Source organism: Pseudomonas sp. Marseille-Q7302, assembly GCF_965111925.1.
The window spans coordinates 412,011-438,746 of the sequence record NZ_CBCOPK010000001.1 but is presented as its reverse complement, the minus strand read 5'-3'; the positions used below and the strand labels follow the sequence as shown (position 1 = coordinate 438,746).

Here is a 26,736-nt window from a genome sequence, read left to right as displayed (position 1 = left end):
ATCGACCGCGCCTGCCCAGGAGCCAGCCGTCAGCGTCGCCAGGCTGTCTTGAGGGCGCTGACAGTCGGCTTTCAAGTATCGACGGGGATGGCCGATGAAGGGAGTCTTCGAACTCTCTCTCGGTATTCCCATGTCTGCTTCCAAAGCCTCCTGGCTGAGCAATCTCGGCATTTCTAAGAAGCTGGCCCTGGGCTTTGGTGCCCTACTGGTCATGGTGACGGTGGTGGCCCTGTTCGGCTATCTCACCGCCAACACCCTGCTCGACCGCATCACCAAGACGCGCTACAGCGGTGAGCTCAAGGCCCATATCCTCAACGTCAGGATCGACGAGAAGAACTACCTACTCGATCCCAGTGCCGCCAGCGTCACCAAGCAACAGGCCGATCTGGCCGTGGTCGCGGAAGATGTCGCCAAGGGCCTGATTCTGCTGAGCAACCCGGCCAACGTCGCCATCCTGCACAACATCCAGCAGGAGATGAAGACCTACCAGGAACGCTTCGCTGCCCTGCAGCAGTCCAGCCAGACCAGCGCCGAGGCGCAGAAGGAGCTGACCAAGGTCTCCGATACCGTCACCGAGACCTTCGATCAGCTGTTCGAGCGGGTCTTTGCTCCGGGTGGCAGCTACAGCACCGCCGACCTCAAGGCAGTGGCCGAGATGAAGGCGCAGATGGTCGGCGTGCGCCTGGCCATCCGCCGCTTCCTCGGGACTCCCGATGACAGCAAGTCCCAGGCGACCCTGAAGGTCATCGACGACCTGCTCAAGACCCTGGCGACCGCCCAGAAGCAGATCGATGGCGACACCGCCGCGCGCCTCTACAGCGCCACCCAGGACGTGACCCGCTACCGCGCCTTCTTCGAGTCCATCGTTGCCCAGAATCGCCAGGCCCAAGCCGCGGTCGCCAGCCTGCAGGACCAGGGCAACAAGCTGGTGCAGTTGCTGGATCAGCTGGGCGAGGGTCAGCTCAAGTCCGCCGCCGCCGAACGTCAGGCCGCCCTGCTCAAGCTGCTGCTGACCAGCCTGGTCGCCCTGCTTATCGGCATCGCCGCCGCCTGGCTGATCGCCCGCCAGATCACCCAGCCGCTGGCGACCGCCATGGCCATGCTCAAGCGCGTCGCCGCCGGCGACCTGACCCCGAGCGATGCGGTGACCCGCCGTGACGAACTGGGCGAACTGCAGCGCACCACCCAGGCCATGGCCGCCGATCTGCGCCAGCTGGTCGGTGGCATCGCCAATGGCGTGGGGCAGCTCAGCAGCGCGGCCGACGAACTCTCGGCCTTTGGCGTTCAGACCAGCCGTGGCGCCACCCAGCAGCGCGACGAGATGCACCAGGTGGCCACCGCCATGAACGAGATGGCGGCCACGGTGCACAACGTGGCGCAAAATACCGCCAACGCCTCCAGCGCCGCGCAGAACGCCGATAGCATGGCCCGTGAAGGCAGCCGCACGGTCAAGCGCGCAGCCCAGGAAATCACCCTGGCGGCCGAAGAGGTTCAGGGCCTGGGCGCCGCCATGGAGCGCCTGGATACCGCCAGCGGTCGCATCGGCAGTGTCATCGACGTGATCAAGGCGATCGCCGAGCAGACCAACCTGCTGGCGCTCAACGCCGCCATCGAAGCCGCCCGCGCGGGCGAGCAGGGTCGTGGCTTCGCCGTGGTGGCCGACGAGGTCCGGTCCCTGGCGCAGCGGACCCAGGAGTCCACCCAGGAAATCGGCGAACTCATCGCCACCTTGCAACAGGGCACCACCGAAGCCAGCACGCGGATGCAGGCCAGCCGTGACCGCACCCTGGGCACCGTGACCCTGGCCCAGGACGCCGAACGCGCCCTGGACGTCATCTACCAGACGGTGGCGGAAATCCAGAGCCTCAACCAGCAGATCGCCACCGCCGTGGAAGAGCAGAGCCTGGTGGCCGAGGAGATCAACGGCAACGTGGTCAAGGTCAGCGGCCTGGCCGAGGAATCCGCCAACGCCAATGCCCATGCCGCGGCGTCGGTCAGCGAACTGGCGCGGCTGGGCGGCGACCTCCAGCAGATGGTGGCGCGCTTCCGCGTCTGACCACTGCCCGGACGACGCCAGGCGCTGGCGTCGTCCGTCCTACCCCTGGGGCGTCAGCAACTGCCCCTGAATGCCGTCACCGATCACCAGGAAGTGGCCACCGGCGACGTGGTGCAAGGTGCGCAAGGGATCCTGGCCGCTGAAGTCCCAGCGGCCATTACGAAACACACGGGTATCGGCCTGGGCAGCGACCACCTCGCCGAGGAACAGGTCGTAACCCTGCTGGTTGTGCGGCTCGGGCAGCAGCCGGCATTCCAGCCAGGCCACGCACCCGGCGATCCGCGGCGCCGCGACCCGTTCACCCGCCAGGGTCTCGATACCATAGGCGGCGAACTTGTCGAGCTCGCGCCCGGTGGTATTGCCGACCGTCTGCACCAGATCCACCTGGGCCACGCAAGGCACGTTGAGCACGAAGCTGCCCTCGGCTTCCAAGAGCTCACGGGTCCAGGTCTGCTTGTCCAGCACCACCGCCACCTTGCACGGCTCGAAATCCACCGCCATGGCCCAGGCCGCGGCCATGACGTTACGCCGGCCGTCGTGGGCGGCGCTGACCAGTACCGTGGGTCCGTGGTTGAGCAGGCGATAGGCCTTGGCCAGGGGGACGGCGGCGAGGGTCGAATTCATGGACGCACTCCAGCGGGAAAAGCCCTCAGGGTAACGCAGCGGTTGCCATTCGGCGCCGCACGGGTAAAAAAATGCCGCTTTGCGCCGCCATGGCCTAAACGCCGGGAGACATCCAGGGTCTATCGCCCACTCCCGGTATGGGACCGACAAGAAACCTGCGTTAAGGATGACCTCTATGCCCACTCGCCTGGCTCTCTCCGCCCTGCTGTTCTGCGCCTGTTATCTCGGTTTGCCGCTGGCCCATGCCCAGACCACCAGCCCATCGCACGAGACTTCCGCTACCCAGCCACTCCTCTCCAGCTCCATCAACGACTTCACCAACGAAGACTGGGATCGGGGCGTGCTGCGACGGGTCGCGGGGCTGACCATTCCGGCCACGCCAGCCAACGTCGAGGGCTTCATCAGTGGGCGTCAGGTCCAGCTGGGCGATGGTGAATGGCGTGCCATCACCGAGGTGCAGCGCGTCGGCAACAACCTGGCGGTGTTCCTCGACGGCACCCCGCTGGACGCCGAGGCCGTAGGCTATCCCCGGCGCCTGGCGGTGGATGACGCCCCCGGTACCGGTCGTCATCTGCAGCGCCTGCCGGGGCGCTTCAGCACCCCGATCAATGACTTCACCAACCAGGATTGGCTAAAGGGCGTCTACCGCAAGGCCGCCGGCATCTCCATTCCGGTCACCGAGCGCAATCGCGAAGAATTCAAGACCGGCGCCATCGTCCGCCTGGCTGACGGCCAGGACTATGCCGTCACCTACGTCAACGAATTCGGCCGCAGCATGGCGGTGTTTCTCGACAGCCCGGCGCTGCCCGGAGAGAAGTACGGTTATCCGCGCCAGCTGACCTTCGTCGCGCCACCGCCCAAGCCCTGAGACCGGGGCGGACCGGCGCTGGTAGAATCCCCCGCCCAGCGTCGTCCCCCCGGTCCGCCATGTCCAAGCTCAATCCCCGCCAGGCCGAAGCCGTGGCCTACATCAGCGGTCCCCTGCTGGTGCTGGCCGGTGCCGGCTCCGGCAAGACCAGCGTCATCACCCGCAAGATCGCCTACCTCGTACAGCAGTGCGGTATCCGCGCCCAGTACATCTGCGCCGTGACCTTCACCAACAAGGCGGCGCGGGAGATGAAGGCGCGGGTGGCCAGCCTGCTCAAGGCCGGCGAAGGCCGCGGCCTGACCGTCTCCACCTTCCACAACCTCGGGCTGAACATCATCCGCCGCGAGTACGTGCACCTGGGCTACAAGCCGGGTTTCTCGATCTTCGACGAGGGCGACATCAAGGCGCTGCTCACCGACATCATGCAGAAGGAATACCAGGGCGACGACGGCCTGGACGAGATCAAGAACTACATCGGCAACTGGAAGAACGACCTCATCCTGCCGGAAGAAGCCCTGGAAAAGGCGCGCACGCCCAAGGAGCAGACCGCCGCGGTGGTCTACCTGCACTACCAGCGCACCCTCAAGGCCTATAACGCGGTCGACTTCGACGACCTCATCCTGATGCCGGTGAAGCTGTTCCAGGAGCACCCCGAGGTGCTGGAGCGCTGGCGCAATCGCATCCGCTACATGCTGGTGGACGAATACCAGGACACCAACACCAGTCAGTACCTGCTGGTGAAGATGCTGGTGCAGGAGCGCGCCCAGTTCACCGTGGTGGGCGACGACGACCAGTCGATCTACGCCTGGCGCGGGGCGCGGCCGGAAAACCTGATGCAGCTCAAGGACGACTTCCCTTCGCTCAAGGTGGTGATGCTGGAGCAGAACTATCGCTCCACCAGCCGCATCCTCAAGTGCGCCAACGTGCTCATCGCCAACAACCCCCACGTGTTCGAGAAGCAGCTGTGGAGCGAGATGGGGCATGGCGACCCGATCCGGGTGCTGCGCTGCAAGAACGAGGACGGCGAGGCCGAGCGCATCGCCCTGGAAATCCTCACCCTGCACCTCAAGACCCAGCGACCCTACGCGGACTTCGCCATCCTTTATCGTGGCAACCACCAGGCCAAGCTGATGGAGCTCAAGCTGCAGCACCATCAGATCCCCTACCGACTCTCCGGCGGTACCAGCTTCTTTGCCCGTCAGGAGGTCAAGGACGTGATGTCCTACCTGCGCCTGCTGGTGAATCCGGACGACGACAACGCCTTCCTGCGGGTGATCAACGTGCCGCGCCGGGAGATCGGCTCCACCACCCTGGAAAAGCTCGGCAACTATGCCGGCAGCCGCGACCTGTCGATGTATGCCGCGGCCGACGAGATCGGTCTGGGCGAGCACCTGGATGCCCGCTTCACCGAGCGCCTGGGGCGCTTCAAGCGCTGGATGGATGGCGTGCGCAAGAACTGCGCCGGCGAAGATCCCATCGGTGCCCTGCGCAGCATGGTGATGGACATCGACTACGAGAACTGGATTCGGCAGAACGCCAGCTCCGACAAGGTCGCCGACTTCCGCATGGGCAACGTCTGGTTCCTCATGGATGCGCTGAAGAACATCCTGGAAAAGGACGAGGACGGCCAGATGACCATCGAGGATGCCATCGCCAAGCTGGTCCTGCGCGACATGCTCGAACGCCAGCAGGAGGAAGAGGAAGGCGCCGACGGCGTGCAGATGATGACCCTGCACGCCTCCAAGGGCCTGGAATTTCCCTATGTGTTCATCATGGGCATGGAGGAAGAGATCCTCCCGCACCGCTCCAGCATCGAGGCCGACACCATCGAGGAGGAGCGCCGCCTGGCCTACGTGGGCATCACCCGCGCGCGCCAGACCCTGGCCTTTACCTACGCCACCCGGCGCAAGCAGTACGGCGAGCTGATCGACTGCACCCCCAGCCGCTTCCTTGACGAATTACCCCCCGAGGACCTGCAGTGGGAAGGCCTGGAAGAGGCTCCCCAGGAACAGAAGGCCGCCCGCGGCAACGACGCCCTGGCGGCGATGCGGGCGATGCTGAAGAAGGGCTAGCGTAGGGCGCAGGAACCGGGCCGTCGCGCCCTGGCTACTGGCGCCGCTGACCCTGGCTATCGCTGCCGGTGGCGGCGCCTGGTGGTTTCCCAGGTTTGGTACGAAAAGTCGTCGAGCGCAGGCCAGGCAAGGCGGAATCGGTGAGGAAGCGGATAGGGCGTGCGTTCCACACCGCCTGGTCAAGCCTGGGTACCTTTCCGACAGCGCCTAGGCTATTGGCAACGACGAGCCATCATCCCACCCCCTGACCGTCCCCTGCCGGACGCGCCTGAGCCGGGCGTATCTTGGGCGCCACATGGGTAGCCCAGAGGCTGGTGGCGATGGGGGTCAGGACCGCCGTGAGCACCACGCAGACGGCCACTAGCGCCGTGGCGGCCGGGGCTTCGGCGGCGAAGGTCGGTGCCGCCTGGGCCACCAGGTGCGGCGTGGCGACCGCCGCACCGGCGGTGCTGGAGGCCGCGATACCGGCCGTGCCGCGCCCGCCGCCTATCAGGATGTCCGCCGCCACCAGGGCACTGCCCGACACCAGCACCACCGCCAAGGCCAGCAGCACCCCGAGCAGCCCCGTGGCCATGAGCACCCGCAGGTCGATGGTGTTGCCCAGGGCGAAGGCGAAGAAGGGCACCAGGATACGTGGCGCCCGCGACAGGAAATCACGCAGCTCCGGATCGAGATTGCCGAGCGCGAAGCCTGCCAGGAAAGGCATGACGACGCCGTTCAGCAGGCGCGGCTCGAAGCTCGCCAGCCCGGTCGAGCCGAGGATCAGCATGGTCACCAGGGGCCCGGACTCCAGGCCCATCAAGACCGTGGCGCCGGCTTCCTCGCGGGTGCCGTATTCCTCCATGAGCGAGGCATAGAGTCCGGCATTGGTCATGTCCAAGGCCGCCACGACGGCGAGTACCGACAAGCCAACGAAGAATCCGGACGTCACCCCACCGCTGGGCAACAGCTGCACGAGCAGCACGGCCACCAGCCAGGCGGTACCGATCTTGGTCAGGATCAGGGTGCCCGATTTGCGCAGCAGGGTACCGGTCGTTCGCAGGGGAATGGCGGCGCCCAGGCAGAACAGCCAGACCGCCAGGATGGGCACGATGCCGGTGATGAGACCTTGGGTGAAGGAGCCGAAGTAAGGACCGACTCCTGGCCAACTGGTATGCAGCACTGCCCCCAGCAAGAGCGGCACCAGCATCAGGCCGCCCGGGATACGCTCGATCGTCGCTTTGATTTTCATGGCGTCACCGAAGTGGACATTCATCCTGGATGAGCGGACGGACCCGCTCCCGACCACGAGAAAAGGCTCTAGGAAGCTACTTTGCCAGAAGTCCAAGATCAAGAGAGAGGCAGGCGCAAGCGCGGCAGCCAGGGCTGACAATGAAGCGCTCACCGCTGCCCTTTCCTCACCAGGCCTGCCGCAATCACCGGCTGCTCGGCGCCCTGTGCCGGCCATTTGCCGCGCCTGGCCCAGGTTATTGGTCTGGAAGAGGCCTTAGGAGCAGAAGACCACCCGCGGCAGCGATGCCCTGGCGGCGATACGGGCGATGCTCAAGCAGGGTCCTTGGCGGGATCGCCCTCACCCCAGCCCTCTCCCGGAGGGAGAGGGGGCTAGCAGGTGCAGCCTCAGGCTTGGGCACGCCCTCCCTGGCTTGGGCAATACACAGCTTCACCCTGCACCGATCAATCCCCTCTCCCTATGGGAGAGGGTTAGGGTGAGGGCCCGCACCGCTCCAGACTGACACGCCCCAAACGGCACCGCCCCCACGCCATACAGGCCGTGGGGGCGGGGCGATCGCCGTGTTCAGGTCTTACTTGGTGAGGGCTAGTAAGGACAGCCTCGGGCTTGGGCAAGCCATCCCAGGCTCGGGCGATACACCCAAGCTTCACTCTGCGCCAATCGATCCCCTCTCCCTCTGGGAGAGGGTTAGGGTGAGGGCCGCCCCGCTCCAAACTGACACGCCCCAAACGACACCGCCCCCACGCCATACAGGCCGTGGGGGCGGGGCGATCGCCGTGTTCAGGTCTTACTTGGCGAAGCTGGTCACCATGTCGAAGATCGGCTTGGGACGCTTGAGGTCATACATCATCCCGAAGTGCCGCTCGTGGACCACCGAGAGGCTCGGCTCGTCGAGCAGTTCGTAGACGTTGATCTCGGCCACCACATCCCGGTAGCTGGTGTTGAGCACCGTGAGCATCTGCTTGACGCTGTCGTAGCAGGCCCGATCGCCGTCACGGCCGCCATCGGTGTTGCCCTGGTAGACGTTGCCGCAGTTCATCTCGTTGAAGAACACCTTGGTCTTGTACTTGTTGGCCATGGCGCGTATCTGGCCCAGGTACATGTCCATCCAGTAGCCCTTGTCGTCGACATAGGGGTAGTAGTGGAAGCTGATGTAGTCGAAGTTGAAGCCCGACGCCTTGGCCTGGTCGAGGAACCACATGGCCCCATTGCGATCACCCGGGCAACGGGAGGTGGTGGTGCGATCATCCGAGTTGCACGCCATCACGTTGATGGTGGTCTTGAGGTTGGCGCCCAGCTCGTCCGAGGCCTGCTTAATGCCGCGATAGATCCCGACCAGGGTGTTGATGCGATCCTGCGCACCGGCCTTGGCGTAGTCCTGCTCGTTGCCGATCTCCCAGATCTTGATGTCGTTGGCGTAGCGCTTGGCCAGGGTATAGGCCTGCGCCTGGGTCAGCTTGTGGGTGATCACCGGCCGCAGGGTGATGTTGTACTTGCGGGCCAGGGACACCAGCCGATCCAGCTCGGGCAGGTTGGTCACCAGATACTCGCCGGAGCGATAGGTGCGCAGATTGCGCGCCGCCAGTAGCTGCAGACGGGCCTCCATCTCGGCAGGCGGATAGGCTGCGCTGTTGTCGTGGCCAACCACCCCCAGGGGGATGTTCTTGTAGCCGGTCAACGGCGCCGAGGCCACCAGACCGCCGGCGACCGGCAGGACCACGTTCTGCACCGGTTGCACGCTGGCCGCGGGGGCCGGCGTGGTGGTGGTGCCCTGGGCCAGCGCCGTGCTCACCTTCTTGTCGAAGAAGGCCTTATCGTCACCAGCGGCAGCGCGCAGGACTTCCAGCGGAAGGTTGGCACGCGAGGTCACGCCATTGGCCAGACGGCTGCTCCAGTAGGCGCTGCCACTGCTGTCGGCGCTGCGGCCATAGAGGTTCTGATAGACCTTGTTGACCAGAGCGGCGCCACTCAGCGAGCCATAGAGGGTAGTGGCTTCGCCATTGCCGGCGAAGGTGGCCGCCAGCTGTTCGACGCTCATGTCGCCGGCCAGGCGGGAGGCCCAGTAGTTCAGCCCGCCGGCATCGGCCGCCCGGCCGTAGTAGGCCAGGTAGAGCTGCTCGACGGTGGTCAGCTTGGAGGCATTGGCGGCATTGCCCGCGGTGCCAGTGGCTGCTCCGGTGGTCGCCCCGGTAGTGGCCGTGCTACCTGCGGGAGTGGTGGTGGTGCCCGCGGCCGGGGCGGCGCCCGTGAGGGTGCCGGCGGTCGTGCCGGTGGTCGCCCCGGCGGTGCCGGTAGCACCGGTACCACCGGTGTTGCCGGCGGTTGCCCCGCCGGTCGCAGCCTGGGGCTTGGCCGGGGTAGCGGCGGTCGGCGTTGTCTGGGGGCCGATGCCCGCGCAGCTGTCCTTGTCGAGGTACTTGGCCAGCACCGCCCACTGGGGACGCTCCTTGCCATTGATGGGCTCGACCGCCTGGTTGTAGGTGCCCCAGCCGGGACCGGCAGCCCAGTAGGTGGCCGGAATGCAGTTCTGCTTCAGATAGGCGAGCATGCTGTCGAGAATGGGCAACCAGCGCGCATCTGTGTCAGGTACGCCGAAGCCACCGATGAAGCCACGCTTGTTGTTGGCCTTGAGCCAGGTGACGAAAGGCTTGAGGCGCTCGACGCCATAGTTGGGCGCCAGGCTGGCCACGTTCAGGTTGGTATCGAAGAAGGCCTGGGCCATGAAGATCAGGTTGTTGGCCGGATCGTTCAGCTTGAGCAGGGCGTCGTTCCACTGCGGCCAGCGGGTGGTATCGGCCCAGCCATTGCCCTCGATGAAGATGGGATGGGTCGAATCGACCGCACGGACACCGTTGATGCCGTACTGGGCGGCGATCGGCCAGTTGCTCACGGCGTCATGGGGCTCGTTCATGATGTCGTAGCCATAGAGCGCCTGATGAGTGCCCCAGCGCTGCGCGATGCGGGTCATCAGGTTCTGGAAGGCCTCGTAGGGCACTTCGCCCGCGCCGATGACCTTGCCCTGGTAGCGGGCGTAGTTGTGCAGATCGAGGATGACCTTGACCCCGTACTTCTGGGCATAGCCCAGGGTGCGATCGACCAGTGCCGCATAGGCCGGGTCGAGATTGGCCCCCATGGACGGTTGCAGGCGCTCCCAGAGAATGGGGAAGCGCACCAGCTTCACGCCCTTGGCGCTCCACTGCTGGAAATGGCTCTCGGCCGGGAAGATGAAGTTGCGGTCGTTGACACCGGGCAGTACTTGGGCCGCGAAGGTGGCGCCGGAGAAGTTGAGACCGACCAGGTCAACGGCCTGGGCGGAGGTGGCAAGCGAAGCGGTGGCGAACAGGGCAGGCAACAGCAGCGCCTGACGCGGCAGGCGGCGGGAGATAGAGCTCAGGATAGTCATGCAGTGGAACCAGATAGGCCGAGGTGCGCGATTCGATCCGTGCATCCCACCTCGGTACAGCAGGAAAACTGCCAGGGAAGATCGTTTACCCGGCACCCGCAAAGCCTAGTGCAAGCGCTAGACCAATAAGAACCCGTGCCATCATCAGGCGGTGGTGAACGCGGTGTTTTGCCAGATGTACGGTGCCGATGATGGCACTTTCCCTACCACTTTCCTGTGACTACCCGGTCACGCGATGAGGCTATCCTCGCTTGAAGTCAGACTTGTCCGCTTTCTGACGCCCTAGGGCGCCCCGGCATAGCGACGGATGAGTTCCATGACCGGTTTGGGGCGGTCCAGGTCATACATGAGCCCAAAGTGCCGCTCGTGGGGAATCGAGTGGGTCGGCTCATCGAGCAGTTCGTAGACGTTGATCTCGCGCACGATGTCGCGATAGCGCCCATTGAGTTCGGACAGGATGGCCTCGAGGCTGTCATGGCAGCTGCGATCACCTGGCCGCCCCCCATCGGTGGTGCCCTTGTAGATCTCGCCGCAGTTGACCTCATTGAAGAAGATCCGCGTGCGGTACTTTTCCGCCATGGCACGCATCTGGCCCAGGTAGAGATCCATCCAGTGGCCACGATCGTGGTAGTGCGGGTAGTAGTGGAAGCTGATGTAGTCGAAATCGAAGCCGGCCGCCTTGGCCTGGTCGAGAAACCACATGGAGCCCAGCCGATCCCCGGGGCAGCGTGCCTTGGGACCCTTCTCGCCAGGATTGCAGGACATCACGTTGATGGTGGTCTCGAGGCCTGCGTTCAGTTCGTCTGAAGCCCGGCGGATGCCGCGGTAAATGTCCACCAGCCGACTGATGCGAATACTGGCGCCTACCCGCGAATAGTCCTGCTCGTTGCCGATCTCCCAGATCTTGATGTCGTTGGCATAGCGCTTGGCCAGGGCATAGGCCTGGGCCTGGGTCAGCTGCCGGGTGATCACCGGACGTAGGGTGATGTTGTACTGGCGGGCCAGGGCGACCAGGCGATCCATCCGCGGCGGATCCAGCAGCAGAAATTCGCCGGAGCGGTAGCTGCGCAGGTTGTAGCGGTCGAGTAGCTGCAGCCGCTGCTCCATCTGCGCCTCGGGATAGGCGGCATTGTTGTCGTGCCCGACCACACCCAGGGGAATGAAGGGCAATTCGGGCAGGGCCACGGGATCGTTGGCCTGCACCGTGCCCCCCCACAACAGGGCCGCGACCAGACCAAGGCCGTACCAGGGCGAAACGCTAGGCATCATGCGCATCCTTGCAAAGAGGAGTTCCAGCGCGCGAGCATGGCAAAGCGCCGCCACGGTCTCAACGCCAAGGCTGGCCAGCCTGCGACGCCCCGCACATCTGCACAGGTTACAGTGAGTGTCCGCGCGTCCCGCCAAGGATCTGCCCATGACTGCCTCCCTGCTGCTGGCCCAGGCCTGCAACAATCGCTGGTCCAATCACCGACTGCTCACGGCCTGTGCCGGCTTGTCCACCGATGCCTTGCGCGCGCCCCAGCCCGCGGCCTTTTTCGGCTCGCTCTGGGCCCTGCTTGGCCATCTACTCGACGTGGATCTTTTCTACCTGGACGCCCTGCATCATCAGCCGCGCTCCTATCGTGACCACGCCTGGCCGGACCTGGCGACGCTGAGCGAAGCCCAGGCCGCCAGCGACCTGCGCCTGATCACCCTGTGCCGCGATCTCGATCCGGCGCGCCTGGCGCAGACCCTTACCCTGCCCCGCGCCAGCGGTCCTGTCCGCGAACAGGCCGGGCGGGTCCTGCAGCATCTCTTCGTACACCAGCTGCATCATCGCGGTCAGGCCCATGCCCTGCTCCTGGCAAGCGGCGTGGCGCCCCCGCAACTGGACGAATTCTTTCTCACCCAGGACGAACCGCTACGCCGGGCGGAGCTGGCTTTGCTGGGGATCAACGAAGAGGAGTTGTGGGGAATCGCCCCGTAGGTTGGGTTGAGCGCAGCGAAGCCCAACGGGCCTTACCTCAGCGTGGCGGCGATGTTGGGCTTCGACGATAGAGCTGTCTCAGCCCAACCTGCGGTCTGCTTACGAATCTACCCGGACCGAGGAACTCGAGCGCCCACTCGGACAGCCCCCTCTCCCTCCGGGAGAGGGTTGGGGTGAGGGCGCCCCCGGCACAGGCTTCCAGAGGAAAAAGGCTGCGCCGTTTTCCACCTTGCAACCGCCGTGCTGCGGGTGCTCAGAAATTCGCTGGCGTGGTCGCGCTGATCAGTCGGGCGGGGGTCTCGAAGGGATTGCGGAAGCGGTGCGGTCGGCTGCTTTCGAAATAGTAGCTGTCGCCCGGTTCGAGTACGTGCACCTCGCCGCCGACGGTCAGCTCCAGCCGGCCTTCCACCACTAGGCCGGCCTCCTCGCCCTCATGGGCGTACATCTCTTCGCCGGTATCGGCGCCCGGCGGATAGGTCTCGTCGAGAAAGGCCAGGGCCCGGCTGGGATGGGCACGGCCGACCAGGCGCATGCGCACGGTCTGGGCGCCACTGGAGATATCGATGAGTTCGCCCGCGCGATAGACCACCTGGGTTGGCGCGTCCTGTTCCAGGTCCAGGGAAAAGAACTCCACCAGGGACATGGGAATGCCGGCCAGCACCTTTTTCAGCGAGCTGATGGAGGGACTGACACTGTTCTTCTCGATCATCGAGATGGTGCTGTTGGTCACCCCGGCACGCTTGGCGAGCTCGCGCTGGGACAGGCCCTTGAGGGTACGGATGGTTTGCAGGCGGGCACCGACGTCCAAGGTGGGAAAGACTCCTCGAGCAGGCGGGGGAGACGTGGCCAGGCCACGCGCTGAAAGCGTGCCACGGCACGGTGTTCGGCATCATGGCAACGCTGTTCGAGATTTACAACACCAGGGCGGACGTGCGGGCCTGGCTGCGCTCGCCCATGTTCGCCAACGGGCAAGCGATCCGCCTGGACTCAGTCGCGATAGCTGCGCGGCACCCGCTTGAGGTTGCACAGCAACTGGTAGGGGATGGTGTCGCAGCGTGCGGCCAGGTCAGCCACAGATACCTGTTGGCCCCAGAATTCCACCTCGCTGCCCACGCCTGCCTGGGGGTGGTCGGTCAGGTCGACGGTGAGCATGTCCATGGAGACGCGGCCGATCAGTTGTCCGGGACGGCCTTCGATGGCTACCGGGGTGCCATTGGGCGCATGGCGCGGATAGCCGTCGGCATAGCCCAGGGCGACCACGCCGATCCGGGTCGGCCCGGAGGTGACGAAGCGCGCGCCATAACCCACCGGCTCGCCGGCCGGCAGTTCGCGCACGGCGATCACCCGGGAGGTCAGGGTCATCACCGGTTGCAGCCGCTCGGCGGCAGCCTGGGACGCAGCGAAGGGCGAGATGCCATAGAGCATCAGCCCCGGGCGCACCCAGTCGCCGGCCGCCTGGGGCCAACCCAGGGTCGCCGGGGAATTGCGCAGGCTGGTGGGGCCGGGCAGCCCCTCGGTGGCGGCGCGGAAGGTGGCGATCTGCGCCTTGGTGGCGGGGCTGTCCGGTTCGTCGGCGCGGGCGAAGTGGGTCAGTTTGACGATGCCGCTGACCTTGCCGCTGGCCAGCAGCCGGTGATACGCGGCAGCGTAATCCTCAGGGAAGAAGCCGACCCGGTGCATGCCCGAATCCAGCTTCAGCCAGACCTGCACCGGACGCGCCAGGGTGGCCCGCTCCAGAGCCTCCAGTTGCCAGTCGGCATGGATCACCGTCCAGAGATCGTGCTCGACGATCAGCGGCAATTCGTCGACTCCGAAGAAGCCTTCCAGCAGCAGGATGGGCGCGCGGATCCCCGCGGCGCGCAGCTCAAGTGCCTCCTCGATGCAAGCCACGGCAAAACCGTCGGCCTCGCTGGCCAGCGTCTTGGCCACTGCCACCGCGCCGTGCCCATAGGCATCGGCCTTTATCACCGCCAGGGCGCGGGCATCGGAGAGTTCACGCGCCAGACGGTAGTTCTGGCGCAGGGCGGCGAGGTCGATGACGGCGCGAGCGGGACGCATGGGAGGTCTCGGCAGGGAGAGAGAGGGAAAGTTTGGGGGGGCGTGAAACACCCTCACCCCGGCCCTCTCCCAGAGGGAGAGGGGGAATAGCGGTCTTACGCCTTGACGGCGGCGATGACGTTCATCTCCACCAGGATGTCCGGCTTGGCCAGCTTGGCTTCGACGGTGGTACGACCTGGAGTGGCGCCCTGGGCGGCCCATTCGTCCCAGGCGCGGTTCATGCCCTCGAAGTGCAGGGCGATGTCGCGCAGGAAGATGGTCACCACCAGGATGTGTTCCTTATCGCTGCCGGCCTCGGCGAGAAACTTGTCGACGTTGGCCAGGGTTTCGCGGGTCTGCTGGTAGATATCGCCGGAAAAATCGTCGGCCAGCTGGCCGGCCAGGTAAACGGTGCCGTTATGGATGTTGATTTCGCTCAGGCGGCGATCAGTGTGCAGACGCTGTACGGGCATTGCGCGGGGACTCCTGGGTGGCGGAATAGCGGGAGATGTCGAGACCCTCGGCACTGATCTGTGGCTGCTTGCGGGCGATCAGGTCGGCCAGCAGCCGGCCGGAGCCACAGGCCATGGTCCAGCCCAGCGTCCCGTGTCCAGTGTTGAGGAACAGGTTGCGATAGCGGGTGGCGCCGACGATGGGGGTCCCGTCCGGGGTGGCGGGTCGCAGACCGGTCCAGAAACTGGCCTGGGCGAGGTCGCCGCCGCGAGGATAGAGGTCCCCGGTGATCATTTCCAGGGTCGCGCGGCGACGCGGATCCAGGTTCAGGTCGAAACCGCAGATCTCTGCCATGCCACCGACACGGATACGGTCGTCGAAGCGGGTGATGGCGACCTTGTAGGTTTCGTCGAGGATGGTCGAGGTCGGCGCCATGCTGGCATCGACGATGGGCACCGTCAGCGAATAGCCCTTGAGCGGATAGACCGGGGCGCGAATCCCCAGGGGCGCCAGCAATTGCGGCGAATAGCTGCCCAGGGCCAGGACGTAGTAATCGGCGGTGAGCAGTTCGCCGTCGACGCGGACGCCGTCGAGGTGATCGCCGTTGGCGCTGAGCTGCTGGATCTCCGCGCCGAAGCGGAATTCCACGCCCAGGCGGCGGGCTTCCGCGGCCAGGCGATTGGTGAACAGGAAGCAGTCGCCGGTCTGGTCGTTGGGCAGGCGCAGACCGCCAGCCAGCTTGTGCTTGACCGCCGCCAGCGCCGGTTCGACCTGCGCCACGCCATCGCGGTCGAGCAGTTCGAAGGGCACGCCGGAACGCTCCAGCACGGCGATGTCCTTGGCCGCGGCATCCACCTGCTGCTGGGTGCGGAAGATCTGGGTGGTGCCCAGCTGGCGGCCTTCGTAGGCGATGCCAGTGTCCTCACGCAACTCGTCGAGGCAATCGCGGCTGTATTCGGACAGCCGCACCATGCGCTCCTTGTTCACCGCATAGCGCGCAGCCGTGCAGTTGCGCAGCATCTGCGCCATCCACAGGTATTGGTTGCTGTCACCGGTCAAGCGGATGGCCAGGGGCGCATGCTTCTGGAACAGCCACTTCAACGCCTTGAGCGGCACGCCGGGCGCGGCCCAGGGCGAGGCATAGCCAGGGGACACCTGACCGGCATTGGCATGGCTGGTCTCCAGGGCGGGACCGGCCTGGCGATCGACCACGACCACCTCGAAACCCTGGCGGGCCAGATAGTAGGCGCTGGTCGTACCGATGACGCCGCTACCCAAAACCAGTACACGCATCGCTAGCTCCTGGCCGGTGAGAGGATTTCGCCGGCTTTCGTCGGAATGAAGGCAGATACGGCAAGTATAGAAAGGCGCTTGCAGTGCTAATCACTGAAGAATTGCCTATATTCGGAGTAATTTTCCGGTAAAGCCCCCTTTGGCAGAGACCCCCGCGATGCGTACTCATCACCAGGCCAGACGCGAGCTGGACAAGATCGACCGCAACATCCTGCGCATCCTCCAGGACGATGGCCGCATCTCCTTCACCGAGCTGGGCGAACGGGTGGGGCTGTCCACCACACCCTGCACCGAGCGCGTCCGTCGCCTGGAGCGCGAGGGCATCATCCAGGGCTACAACGCCCGCCTCAATCCGCAGCATCTCAAGGCCGGCCTGCTGGTGTTCGTCGAACTGAGCCTGGACTACAAGTCCGGCGACACCTTCGAGGAATTCCGCCGCGCCGTGCTCAAGCTGCCCCAGGTGCTGGAATGCCACTTGGTCTCCGGCGAATTCGACTACCTGGTCAAGGCGCGCATCTCGGAGATGGCCTCCTATCGCAAGCTGCTGGGTGACATCCTGCTCAAGCTGCCCCATGTGCGCGAATCCAAGAGCTACATCGTGATGGAAGAGATCAAGGAGACCCTGAGCCTGCCGGTGCCGGACTAGCGCTCGCCTGGCGATCCCGGCGCTGGGCGTCTAGGCTGCGGTCTTTCGCAGGATGGCCAAGGAGGCCTGCCCATGGATCCACGTCAGCGTCAGCTCATCACCGCCGCCAATCGCCAGGCCTGGGAGGTGTCGGCCCCGCTCCACGCCCAGGGTAAGGACTGGCAGCGCCTGCTGGAACAGGCCCGGCAACCCGGCTTCTCGGTCCTCGATGCCTGCCTGACCGCCACCCTCAGCGACCTGGACATCCACGGCCTGAGCTGCGCCCAGGTCGGCTGCAACAATGCCCGCGAATTGCTCTCCCTGGCCGCCTTCGGCGCGCGGCCCGCGCTGGGCATCGACCAGGCGCCGGCCTTCCTCGCCCAAGGCGAGCAACTGGCCAGGGCTGCAGGCCTGACGCCCCGGCTGGTGGCGGCCGACATCTATGCGCTGCCCGAGGATCTCGGCCAGCATGACCTGGTGCTGATCACCATCGGCGTGCTGAACTGGATGCCGGACCTGCCCGCCTTCTTCGCCGCCGTGACCGGTCTGCTGGCCCCGGGTGGGCGCCTGGTGATCTACGAGACCCATCCGTTCCTGGAGATGTTCGAGCCCCACGCGGACCAGCCGCTGCTGCCCCACTACAGCTACTTCCGCCGTGAGCCCCTGGTCAGCGAGGCGCTCATCGCCTATGACGGCGAATCTCATGGGCAGGGTGCAGCGAGTTACTGGCATATCCACACCCTGGGCGCCATCGTGACCGCCTGCCTGGACGCAGGCCTGATCCTGCAACGGCTGGAGGAGCATCCGCACTCCAATCGCGAGGTCGACTACGACCGCTATCAGGGCCAGGCCGCCCAGTTGCCGATGAGCTTTACCCTGGTGGCACAACGGCCGACGGCTTAGCATGGTCCCCTTGTTCCTATCAGCCGCCTATCCTCCATGCAGCCCCACGCGCCCTCCTACTACGCCGCCACCGCCAACCAGACGCTTAGCTTTCCGTCCCTGGAGGGCGAGGTCCAGGCCGATGTTTGCGTGGTGGGCGGTGGCTTCTCCGGGCTCAACACCGCCCTGGAACTGGCCGAGCGCGGCGCGCGGGTGGTGCTGCTGGAGGCCCGGCGTATCGGCTGGGGTGCCAGCGGACGCAATGGCGGTCAGCTGATCCGCGGCGTCGGCCACGACGTCGAGCAGTTCGAATCGGTCATAGGCGCCGAGGGGGTACGCGAACTCAAGCGCCTGGGCTTCGAGGCGGTGGATCTGGTCCGCCAGCGTATCGCCCGCCACGACATCCAGTGCGATCTCATCTGGGGCTTCGCCGACCTGGCCAACAAGCCGCGTCACTGGCAGCACCTGCAGGAAGAGCACAGCGCGCTCCAGGCCCTGGGCTATCCCCATCCACTGCGCCTGGTGCCCAAGTCTCAGCTGGCCGAGGTGGTCGGCTCCCAGCGCTACGAAGGCGCCCTGGTAGACGAGGGTTCCGGCCACCTGCATCCGCTCAACCTGGCCCTGGGCGAGGCTGCCGCGGCCCAGGCCCTGGGCGTGCAGCTCTTCGAGGACAGCCAGGTCACCCGCCTGGAATACGGCTCCAAGGTGCGGTTGCATACCACCCGCGGCCGAGTCTCCGCCGACACCCTGGTGCTCTGCTGCAACGCCTACATCAATGAGCTGCAGCCTGACCTCGCCGCCCAGGTTCTGCCGGCCGGTAGCTACGTGATCGCCACCGAACCGCTCTCGGCCGAACGCGCCGCGCGCCTGCTGCCAGGCAACCGGGCGGTCTGTGACCAGAACGTGGCGGTGGATTACTTCCGTCTCTCCGCCGACCGCCGCCTGCTGTTCGGCGGTGCCTGCCACTATTCCGGACGCGATCCCAAGGACATCGCCGGCTACATGAGGCCGAAGATGCTGGAGGTCTTCCCCGAACTCGCGGACGTCCGGGTGGACTACGCCTGGGGCGGCATGATCGGCATCGGCGCCAATCGCCTGCCACAGATCGGTCGGCTGCGCGAGCATCCCAACGTCTTCCACGCTCAGGCCTATGCCGGCCATGGGGTCAATGCCACCCACCTGGCCGGCCATCTGCTGGCCGAGGCGATCCTGGCTCAATCGGCCGGTTTCGACCTCTTCGCCCAGGTGCCCCATGCGCGCTTCCCCGGCGGCCGCCACCTGCGCTCGCCGCTGCTGGCCCTGGGCATGCTCTGGTACCGCCTCAAGGACAGCCTGTGATCCGCCTGGTCATTCTGCTGCTGCTGGCGCTGCTGGCCGGCTGCGCCGCGCCGATCCCGCGCCACGCCTCCCAGGTGTTGCCGGTCGCCGGCACCGCCCTGGATAGCCAGGTACGCGCGGCCGGCGCTGCCCATCCCGGCCTGTCGGGCCTGCGCCTGCTGGAAACCAGCACCGATGCCTTCACTGCCCGCGCCGAGCTGATTCGCAAGGCCCAACGCAGCCTGGACATCCAGTACTACATCGTCCACGACGGCCTGACCACGCGACTGCTGGTCAACGAGCTGCTCAAGGCAGCGGATCGCGGCGTGCGCATCCGCTTTCTCATCGATGACACCAGCAGCGACGGCAACGACTACCAGATCGCCGTGCTGGCCGCCCATCCCAACGTGCAGATCCGCGTCTTCAATCCGCTGCACCTGGGCCGCAGCACCGGCCCGACCCGGGCCCTGGGCCGCCTGGTGGATCTCAACCACCAGCATCGACGCATGCACAACAAGCTGTGGCTGGCGGACGACAGCGTAGCCATCGTGGGCGGCCGCAACCTGGGCGACGAGTACTTCGATGCCCGCCCGGAGATGAACTTCACCGATCTCGACCTGCTCGCCGCTGGCCCGGTGGCGCGGCAACTGGGTACCAGCTTCGACCAGTACTGGAACAGCCCCCTGAGCCAGCCGGCCCGGCGGCTACGCTGGTTCGCTCCCTCGACCTCCGCCCTGGTGCGGCTGCGCGCACGGCTGCACCACTATCTCGACAGCGAGCGTACCCGCGACCTGGCGCTGTACAACCGTCTGCGTCGCTACGCTACCGCCCCGCAACTCGACGGCTGGCTGCAGGAGCTGACCTGGGCCCACGCCCAGGCGTTCTGGGATGCACCGCGCAAGGTGCTGGCCGATGACGAACCGGACTGGCAGCTGCTGCTGACCCGGCAGCTGCAACCGACCCTGGATGGCGCCCAGCACGAGCTGCTGCTGGTCTCCTCCTACTTCGTGCCCATGAATCAGGGGGTCGCCTACCTGGGAGGCCTGGCCGCCCGTGGCGTGGACGTGCGGGTGCTGACCAACGCCCTGGAAGCCACCGACGTGCCCGCCGTGCATGCCGGCTACGCGCCCTATCGCGCGGCCCTGCTGGCCCAGGGCGTCAAGCTCTTCGAGCTGCGCGCCCGTCCGGACCAGAAGCGCTCCGCCCTGCCCTACAGCTTCGGCGAATCCGAATCCAGCCTGCACAGCAAGGCCATGGCCATCGACGGGCGCTGGTCCTTCATCGGCTCCTTCAACTTCGATCCGCGCTCGGTGCTGTGGAACACCGAGGTCGGGGTGTTGGTGGACAGCCCGGCCCTCACCGGTCGCCTGCGGCAGCTGATGCTGCAGGGCATGGACCCCAGCGTCTCCTACGCGGTCAAGCGTGTCGAGGATCGGGGGCAGGTGCGGCTGGAGTGGGTCAGCGAGCGCAATGGCGAGCCCCGGGTGCTGCACCACGAACCCGGCAGTGCCTGGCGCCGCTTCAACGCCTGGGTGGTCAAGGCGGTAGGACTGGAGCGGATGCTCTAGGCTTCGCCCTCACCCCAACCCTCTCCCAGAGGGAGAGGGGGTTGGATCGTAGATACCATCTCTCCTACCAATCACAACAGGTCCGCTAAAGGGCCTGTCGTGGCTGATAAGGTTGTTGTGTCTTGAGCACGCCATAGGCGATCTGCAGCAGTTTACGCATGGCCGCGCCCAGGGCACTCATCCGCGGTTTACCGCGGGCCAACAGGCGGTCGTACAGGGCCTTCACATCAGGGTTGGAGCCTTTGGCAACGATGGCTCCCATGTACAGTTTGGCCCTGATACGGGGCGAGCCGGCCTTGCTCAGCACCGTGCGCCCCTGCACCGACTTACCGGATTGCCAGGGACGGGGCACTAGGCCTACGAAGGCGGTGCATTGTCGTGCGCTGCTGAAGTCGCGACTGTGCAGCAGAGCCAACAGATGGCGCGACAGCACCTCGCCGATCCCGCCAATGCTCTGCAGCAACGCCCGATCACGCTTGAGATCATCATGCCGATCAATGTGGTCGTCGATGTCCTGACGAACCCGCGCCGCCTCCTGTTGCAGGGCCTTTACCAGGTTGTCGATGGACGCCAGAACGGTCAGGCTGCCACTGACCGCGGCCTTTTCGCGACGGTTAAGTTCACGCTGCAGATCCTCTTGCAGCGCTTCATGGCGAGCGATCAACGCCTTGAGTTCGCGGACTTCGCGGCGCTCTGGCGTCCAAGGGCGCACGGGCTGGGTAGCGCCATAGCGCGCCAGGATCAGGCTGTCCTGCTTGTCGGTCTTGCCTTGTACGCCTAGGCTACGGGCATATTCGCGTACCCGCGCAGGATTGAGGACGAAGACCTGGACGCCACGATCGTGGAGATAGAGCGCCAACGGCTCGTGATAGACCCCAGTGGCCTCGAGAAAGACCTGCAACTGCTCCGGTGTCTCCCCCGTCTGGGCGCAACACCAGTCGATCAGTTCGGCGAATCCTGCGGGCCGATTGGCGAGGACCTTGGTTTTCACTTTCAGGCTGCAGACGTCACGCAGCCACAGACAGTCGAATTTCTGCTTGCTGATGTCGATACCGATGATCGCCATTTCTCGTTCCTTGCCTTGTGCATACAGCCTCACTCCCGAGGAGGGGCTTGGATACCATTCAGGATGTGGAGAAAGGGAGCCGGCAGGCACGCTCTACGAAACAGCATCGAGTGCTCAGGTTGGGCAGGTGCTTAACCGGCTCCGGGTAATGAGGTAGCTAATCCCATTACCCAGGAGAGATACAAGGTTGGGCTGAGACAGCTCCATCGTCGAAGCCCAACAACCCGCACCGTACCAACCGGGCTTCGCTCGCGCTCAACCCAACCTACGCGAGCCACCGGCTGGACGCCCGCAGGTTGGGCTGAGACGGCTCCATCGTCGAAGCCCAACAACAGGCACCGTGCCAACCCTGTTGGGCTTCGCTCACGCTCAACCCAACCTACGCGAGCCAGCGGCTGGACGCCCGTAGGTTGGGCTGAGACAGCCCCATCGTCGAAGCCCAACAACAGGCACCGCGCCGAACCTGTTGGGATTCGCTGCCGCTCAGCCCAACCTACGCAAGCCAACGGCTGGACGCCCGTAGGTTGGGCTGAGACAGCTCCACCGTCGAAGCCCAACAACAGGCACCGTGCCAGCCCTGTTGGGCTTCACTAGCGCTCAACCCAACCTACGACTCCATCAATCTCCCTGCAAAAAATCCGGAAATTGGTCGTTTTATGAACAGTAGTCGACCTACACTTCGGCTAAGGTCGACCGCATTCAAAGGCCCCGCTTCGGCACCTGGCCGTTTCAATGCATCGAGGATCTCCCATGAGCGCTACCGCCCTGCGTCACGACTGGACTCTCGCCGAAGTCCGCGCCCTGTTCCAGCAGCCCTTCAACGACCTGCTGTTCCAGGCCCAGGGCGTGCATCGCCAGCACTTCGATCCCAATCGCGTGCAGGTCTCCACCCTGCTGTCGATCAAGACCGGCGCCTGCCCGGAAGACTGCAAATACTGCCCCCAGTCCGGCCACTACAACACCGGCCTGGAAAAGGAAAAGCTGATGGAAGTGCAGAAGGTGCTGGAGGCGGCCGCCGAGGCCAAGGCCATCGGCTCGACGCGCTTCTGCATGGGCGCCGCCTGGAAGCACCCCTCCGCCAAGGACATGCCCTATGTCCTGCAGATGGTGCAGGGCGTGAAGGCCCTGGGCCTGGAGACCTGCATGACCCTGGGCCGCCTGGACCAGGAGCAGACCCGAGCCCTGGCCGACGCTGGCCTGGACTACTACAACCACAACCTGGACACCTCGCCGGAGTTCTACGGCAACATCATCACCACCCGCACCTACGGCGAGCGCCTGCAGACCCTGGCCTACGTCCGCGAAGCCGGGATGAAGATCTGCTCCGGCGGTATCCTCGGCATGGGCGAATCGGTGGATGACCGCGCCGGCCTCTTGATCCAGTTGGCCAACCTGCCCGAGCACCCCGAGTCGGTGCCGATCAACATGCTGGTCAAGGTCCAGGGCACGCCGCTGGCCGAGGAAAAGGACGTCGATCCCTTCGACTTCATCCGCACCCTGGCGGTGGCACGCATCCTCATGCCCAAGTCCCACGTGCGCCTCTCCGCGGGTCGCGAGCAGATGAACGAGCAGATGCAGTCCCTGGCCTTCCTGGCCGGCGCCAACTCCATCTTCTACGGCGAGAAACTGCTGACCACCGGCAACCCCCAGGCCGACAAGGACATGCAGCTGTTCGCCCGCCTCGGCATCCAGCCCGAAGCTCGCGAAGAGCATGCCGACGAGGTGCACCAGGCCGCCATCGAGCAGGCCCTGGTGGAGCAGCGCAACAGCGAGCTCTTCTACGACGCCGCCACCGCCTGATCCCGCGCCCCGCCCCGCTCTTAGCCCTCTCCCACTGGGAGAGGGCGCTTTGAAACCACCACCGAGACTCCTCCATGGCCTTCGACCTCGCCGCCCGCCTGGCCCAGCGTCACGCCGAGCACCTCTATCGGCGCCGGCCCCTGCTGGAAGCGCCCCAGGGGCCCGAGGTGGTGGTGGATGGCGAAGCCCTACTGGCCTTCTGCAGCAACGACTACCTGGGCCTGGCCAACCATCCCCAGGTGATCGCCGCCCTGCGTGCCGGGGCCGAGCGCTGGGGAGTGGGCGGTGGCGCCTCGCACCTGGTGATCGGCCACAGCGGTCCTCATCACCAGGTGGAGGAGGCCCTGGCCGAACTCACCGGCCGGCCGCGCGCGCTGCTGTTCTCCACCGGCTACATGGCCAACCTGGCGGCGGTCACCGCCCTGGTCGGGCGCGGCGACACCGTGCTGGAAGACCGCCTCAACCACGCCTCCCTGCTCGACGCCGGCCTGCTCAGCGGCGCGCGCTTCGCCCGCTATCTGCACAACGATCCCGCCAGCCTGGCCGCGCGGCTGGCCAAGACCACGGGTGACACCCTGGTGGTCACCGACGGCGTCTTCAGCATGGACGGCGACCTCGCCGCCTTGCCCGAACTCTGCCAGGTCGCCCAGCGCCACGGCGCCTGGACCCTGGTGGACGATGCCCATGGCATCGGCACCCTGGGCGCCACCGGCGGCGGCATCGTCGAGCATTTCGGCCTGGACCAGAGCCAGGTCCCGGTGCTGGTCGGCACCCTGGGCAAGGCCTGCGGCACCGCCGGGGCCTTCGTCGCCGGCAGCGAGGAGCTGATCGAGACGCTGATCCAGTTCGCCCGCCCCTACATCTACACCACCAGCCAGCCGCCGGCGGTGGCCTGTGCCACCCTGGCCGCCCTGCAGCTCGTCCGCGAAGAGGGCTGGCGCCGTGAGCTTCTGCACACTTTGATCCAGAGATTCCGCAGGGGCGCGACGGCCCTCGGCCTGGACCTTATGCTCAGCGCCACGCCGATCCAGCCGATCCTGGTCGGCGACAGCGCGCGCGCCCTCGCACTCTCCGCCGCCCTGCGCCGACGCGGGATCCTGGTCACCGCCATCCGACCGCCCACCGTACCGGCCGGCAGTGCCCGCCTGCGGGTGACCCTGACGGCGGCCCATCGCGAAGCGCACGTGGACCTCTTGCTCGACGCTCTGGCCCAGGCCATGGCCGAATTACCGCCCGACGCGGATAAGTGACCGACCAATGCGCGATACCCTGATCTTGCTGCCCGGCTGGGGCCTGGGCAACGCTCCGCTGGAGCCCCTGCGTGACGAACTCGTCGAGCAGGAACCCTTTCTCGATGTCCTGATCGAGCCACTGCCGACCCTGGCCGACACCCAGGACTGGTTCACCGACCTGGAAACCCGCATCGCCGAGGGCGTCTGGCTGGGTGGCTGGTCGCTGGGCGGCATGCTCGCCAGCGAATTCACCCTGCGCCGCCCCGAGGGCGTGCACGGCCTCATCACCCTGGCCAGCAATCCCTGCTTCGTCGCCCGCGCCGGCTGGCAGACCGCCATGGCGCGCAGCGTCTTCACCGATTTCTTCGAGGCCTGCTCGCTGGACGCCGAGCTGACCCTCAAGCGCTTCACCCTGCTGGTGGCCCAGGGCGCGCGCGACAGCCGCACCCTCGCCCGCCAGCTGCAGGTAACCCTGCCCGAGGTCGATCCCGAGGCGGTCATCGCCGGTCTGGAGCTGCTCGCACGCCTGGACACCCGCGCCGCCCTGCAGGCCTTCAGCGGTCCCCAGCTGCACCTGTTCGGTGCCCATGACGCCCTGGTCCCGGCTACCGCCGCCCAGGCCTTGAGCGACGAGCTGCCCACCGCCCAGGTCGAGGTGCTGGAACATGCCAGCCATGGCCTGCCGCTGGAGCGCCCGGACGAGGTGGCCACCCGTATCCGTGAATTCATCTATGCAGGACGAGATGGCTGACGTATTGCCCGACAAGCGCCAGGTGGCGCTGTCCTTTTCCCGCGCCGCCGCGCAGTACGACGGCGCCGCCCTCCTGCAACGCCGGGTCGCCGATCGCCTACTCAGTCGGCTGCCCCTCCAGGCCCCGCAACGCTGGCTGGACCTGGGCAGCGGCACCGGCTATTGCAGCCGGGCCCTGGCCCGGCGCCATCCGCACGCCGAAGGCCTGGCCCTGGACCTGGCCCTCGGCATGCTCCGCCACGCCCGCGAGCAAGGTGCCGGCGCCCGCCACTACCTGACCGCCGACGCCGAGCGCCTGCCGCTGCGCGCGGACTGCTGCGACCTCATCCTGTCCAGCCTGGCCCTGCAGTGGTGCCCGGACCTGCCCGCCGTGCTCGCCGAAGCGCGGCGCATCCTGCGGCCAGGCGGTGTACTGGCCTTCAGCAGCCTGGTCGAGGGCACCCTCGACGAATTGCGCCAGAGCTGGGCCCAGGTGGACGACCAGGTGCACGTCAATCGCTTCCGCCGCCAGGCGGCCTATGCCGACGCCGCCGCAGCCAGTGGCCTGCAGGTGCTGGGGCTGGACGTCGAGCCCGAGCGCCTGCACTTCCCTGACCTGCGCGCCCTGACCCAGCACCTCAAGGCCATCGGCGCCCACAACCTCAACCAGGGTCGCCCCCAGGGCCTCACCGGGCGCCAGCGGCTGGCGGCCTTTACCCGCGCCTATGAAAGCCTGCGCCAGCCCGCCGGCCTGCCGGCCACCTATCAGGTGATCCACGTTCTGCTCCGCAAGGAATGACCGCCATGCCCGCCTATTTCGTCACCGGCACCGATACCGAGATCGGCAAGACCACCATCGCCGCCGGCCTGCTGCACCAGGCGCGCCTGCAGGGCCTCACCACCGCCGGGGTCAAGCCGGTGGCCTCCGGTTGCGAACGCACCGCCGACGGCCTGCGCAACGGTGATGCCCTGGCGCTGCTGGGTGAGACCTCGCTGCCGCTCGGCTATGCCGACATCAATCCCATCGCCCTGGAACCGGCCATCGCGCCGCACCTGGCCGCCCGCGAGGCGGGTATCGACCTCAGCGTCGCCGCCCTGGCCGCGCCGGTGCGCCGGATCCTGGCGCTGCAGGCCGACTTCACCCTGGTGGAAGGCGCCGGTGGCTGGCGCGTGCCCCTGGCCGGCCGCGAGTCGCTCTCCGACCTCGCCCGCGAACTGGGCCTGCCGGTGATCCTGGTGGTCGGGGTGCGCCTGGGCTGCATCAACCACGCGCTGCTCAGCGCCGAGGCCATCCTCGCCGACGGCCTGCCGCTGGCCGGCTGGGTAGCCAATCTGGTGGCCCCGGCCACCCTGCGCCTGGACGACAACCTCGCCACCCTGCACGAGCGCCTGCCAGCGCCCTGCCTGGGCACGGTGCCGCACCTGGCTGCGGCCACTCCCGCCGCGGTCGCGGCGCACCTGCGCCTGCCGGGCTGATATCAGTCTTTCGGGCGATGGCCGCAGGGCCAGGCCG

Annotated in this window: 21 protein-coding genes and 2 pseudogenes; 14 read left to right on the top strand and 9 right to left on the bottom strand. The window is 66.4% G+C overall.

Features of this window, described 5'->3' with window-relative positions:
* Window positions 1-94: 94 nt before the first annotated feature.
* Window positions 95-1,357: pseudogene (locus tag ACWPW1_RS02080) on the top strand (HAMP domain-containing methyl-accepting chemotaxis protein); the annotation flags it as partial.
* 123 nt (window positions 1,358-1,480) lie between these two features.
* Window positions 1,481-2,056: pseudogene (locus ACWPW1_RS02075) on the top strand (methyl-accepting chemotaxis protein); the annotation flags it as partial.
* A gap of 39 nt (window positions 2,057-2,095) precedes the next feature.
* Here the strand turns inward: ACWPW1_RS02075 and ACWPW1_RS02070 are convergent.
* Window positions 2,096-2,680: a flavin reductase gene (locus tag ACWPW1_RS02070; RefSeq protein WP_434775557.1), complete on the bottom strand. Its 585-nt coding sequence runs from the start codon at window positions 2,678-2,680 to the stop codon at window positions 2,096-2,098.
* Between the two features lie 175 nt (window positions 2,681-2,855).
* Between ACWPW1_RS02070 and ACWPW1_RS02065 the strand changes: the two genes are divergently transcribed.
* Together ACWPW1_RS02065 and rep are read left to right on the top strand one after the other, a co-directional pair.
* Window positions 2,856-3,548, top strand: coding sequence for a hypothetical protein (locus ACWPW1_RS02065; protein ID WP_434775556.1), 693 nt, complete (start codon window positions 2,856-2,858; stop codon window positions 3,546-3,548).
* A 59-nt stretch (window positions 3,549-3,607) separates the two neighbouring features.
* Window positions 3,608-5,620, top strand: coding sequence for a DNA helicase Rep (gene rep / locus ACWPW1_RS02060; RefSeq protein WP_434775555.1), 2,013 nt, complete (start codon window positions 3,608-3,610; stop codon window positions 5,618-5,620).
* 232 nt (window positions 5,621-5,852) lie between these two features.
* Here the strand turns inward: rep and kdgT are convergent, their stop codons facing one another.
* The 3 genes from kdgT to ACWPW1_RS02045 all read right to left on the bottom strand — a co-directional run bounded on the left by kdgT (window position 5,853) and on the right by ACWPW1_RS02045 (window position 11,520).
* Window positions 5,853-6,851, bottom strand: a complete 999-nt coding sequence (gene kdgT / locus ACWPW1_RS02055; RefSeq protein WP_434775554.1) for a 2-keto-3-deoxygluconate transporter — start codon at window positions 6,849-6,851, stop codon at window positions 5,853-5,855.
* A 787-nt stretch (window positions 6,852-7,638) separates the two neighbouring features.
* Complete coding sequence (locus ACWPW1_RS02050; protein ID WP_434775553.1) at window positions 7,639-10,254, bottom strand: cellulase family glycosylhydrolase; 2,616 nt, start codon at window positions 10,252-10,254, stop codon at window positions 7,639-7,641.
* A gap of 282 nt (window positions 10,255-10,536) precedes the next feature.
* Window positions 10,537-11,520, bottom strand: a complete 984-nt coding sequence (locus ACWPW1_RS02045) for a glycosyl hydrolase 53 family protein (protein ID WP_454252305.1) — start codon at window positions 11,518-11,520, stop codon at window positions 10,537-10,539.
* Window positions 11,521-11,668: 148 nt separating this feature from the next.
* Here ACWPW1_RS02045 and ACWPW1_RS02040 point away from each other — a divergent pair, with 148 nt between their 5' ends.
* Complete coding sequence (locus ACWPW1_RS02040; RefSeq protein WP_434775552.1) at window positions 11,669-12,220, top strand: DinB family protein; 552 nt, start codon at window positions 11,669-11,671, stop codon at window positions 12,218-12,220.
* A 253-nt stretch (window positions 12,221-12,473) separates the two neighbouring features.
* On the opposite strand, the gene ACWPW1_RS02035 is transcribed toward ACWPW1_RS02040, so the two are convergent.
* The 4 genes from ACWPW1_RS02035 to dadA form a co-directional block, all read right to left on the bottom strand.
* Window positions 12,474-13,028, bottom strand: a complete 555-nt coding sequence (locus ACWPW1_RS02035; RefSeq protein WP_271653642.1) for a cupin domain-containing protein — start codon at window positions 13,026-13,028, stop codon at window positions 12,474-12,476.
* A 179-nt stretch (window positions 13,029-13,207) separates the two neighbouring features.
* Entirely contained in the window at window positions 13,208-14,278 is a 1,071-nt protein-coding gene (gene alr, locus ACWPW1_RS02030; protein WP_434775551.1) for an alanine racemase, read from the bottom strand.
* A gap of 95 nt (window positions 14,279-14,373) precedes the next feature.
* Window positions 14,374-14,730 (bottom strand): RidA family protein, encoded by a 357-nt coding sequence (locus ACWPW1_RS02025; protein ID WP_059313211.1) that lies wholly within the window; start codon window positions 14,728-14,730, stop codon window positions 14,374-14,376.
* Entirely contained in the window at window positions 14,705-16,003 is a 1,299-nt protein-coding gene (gene dadA / locus ACWPW1_RS02020) for a D-amino acid dehydrogenase (protein ID WP_434775550.1), read from the bottom strand. Before dadA ends, ACWPW1_RS02025 begins: the two co-directional genes overlap by 26 nt.
* A gap of 157 nt (window positions 16,004-16,160) precedes the next feature.
* Between dadA and ACWPW1_RS02015 the strand changes: the two genes are divergently transcribed.
* The 4 genes from ACWPW1_RS02015 to ACWPW1_RS02000 all read left to right on the top strand — a co-directional run bounded on the left by ACWPW1_RS02015 (window position 16,161) and on the right by ACWPW1_RS02000 (window position 20,395).
* Entirely contained in the window at window positions 16,161-16,649 is a 489-nt protein-coding gene (locus ACWPW1_RS02015; protein ID WP_007159864.1) for an Lrp/AsnC ligand binding domain-containing protein, read from the top strand.
* Between the two features lie 72 nt (window positions 16,650-16,721).
* Window positions 16,722-17,531: a methyltransferase domain-containing protein gene (locus ACWPW1_RS02010; RefSeq protein ID WP_434775549.1), complete on the top strand. Its 810-nt coding sequence runs from the start codon at window positions 16,722-16,724 to the stop codon at window positions 17,529-17,531.
* 36 nt (window positions 17,532-17,567) lie between these two features.
* Window positions 17,568-18,848: an FAD-dependent oxidoreductase gene (locus tag ACWPW1_RS02005; RefSeq protein ID WP_434775548.1), complete on the top strand. Its 1,281-nt coding sequence runs from the start codon at window positions 17,568-17,570 to the stop codon at window positions 18,846-18,848.
* Window positions 18,845-20,395, top strand: a complete 1,551-nt coding sequence (locus ACWPW1_RS02000; protein ID WP_434775547.1) for a phospholipase D family protein — start codon at window positions 18,845-18,847, stop codon at window positions 20,393-20,395. The genes ACWPW1_RS02005 and ACWPW1_RS02000 overlap by 4 nt, the downstream gene beginning before the upstream one ends.
* An 85-nt stretch (window positions 20,396-20,480) precedes the next feature.
* Here the strand turns inward: ACWPW1_RS02000 and ACWPW1_RS01995 are convergent, their stop codons facing one another.
* The gene (locus ACWPW1_RS01995; RefSeq protein WP_454252304.1) at window positions 20,481-21,461 is read right to left on the bottom strand and encodes an IS110 family transposase; all 981 of its coding nucleotides are present in this window, start codon (window positions 21,459-21,461) and stop codon (window positions 20,481-20,483) included.
* Between the two features lie 750 nt (window positions 21,462-22,211).
* Here ACWPW1_RS01995 and bioB point away from each other — a divergent pair.
* The 5 genes from bioB (at window position 22,212) to bioD (ending at window position 26,699) form a co-directional block, all read left to right on the top strand.
* Window positions 22,212-23,261 (top strand): biotin synthase BioB, encoded by a 1,050-nt coding sequence (bioB, locus tag ACWPW1_RS01990; RefSeq protein ID WP_007159868.1) that lies wholly within the window; start codon window positions 22,212-22,214, stop codon window positions 23,259-23,261.
* Window positions 23,262-23,335: 74 nt separating this feature from the next.
* On the top strand, window positions 23,336-24,511 hold the full coding sequence (gene bioF / locus ACWPW1_RS01985) for an 8-amino-7-oxononanoate synthase (RefSeq protein WP_434775546.1): 1,176 nt from the start codon (window positions 23,336-23,338) through the stop codon (window positions 24,509-24,511).
* A gap of 7 nt (window positions 24,512-24,518) precedes the next feature.
* Window positions 24,519-25,244 (top strand): alpha/beta fold hydrolase, encoded by a 726-nt coding sequence (locus ACWPW1_RS01980; RefSeq protein ID WP_434775545.1) that lies wholly within the window; start codon window positions 24,519-24,521, stop codon window positions 25,242-25,244.
* Window positions 25,225-26,022 (top strand): malonyl-ACP O-methyltransferase BioC, encoded by a 798-nt coding sequence (gene bioC, locus ACWPW1_RS01975; protein WP_059313203.1) that lies wholly within the window; start codon window positions 25,225-25,227, stop codon window positions 26,020-26,022. Before ACWPW1_RS01980 ends, bioC begins: the two co-directional genes overlap by 20 nt.
* Window positions 26,023-26,027: 5 nt before the next feature.
* Window positions 26,028-26,699, top strand: a complete 672-nt coding sequence (gene bioD / locus ACWPW1_RS01970) for a dethiobiotin synthase (RefSeq protein WP_271653635.1) — start codon at window positions 26,028-26,030, stop codon at window positions 26,697-26,699.
* Window positions 26,700-26,736 lie beyond the last annotated feature (37 nt).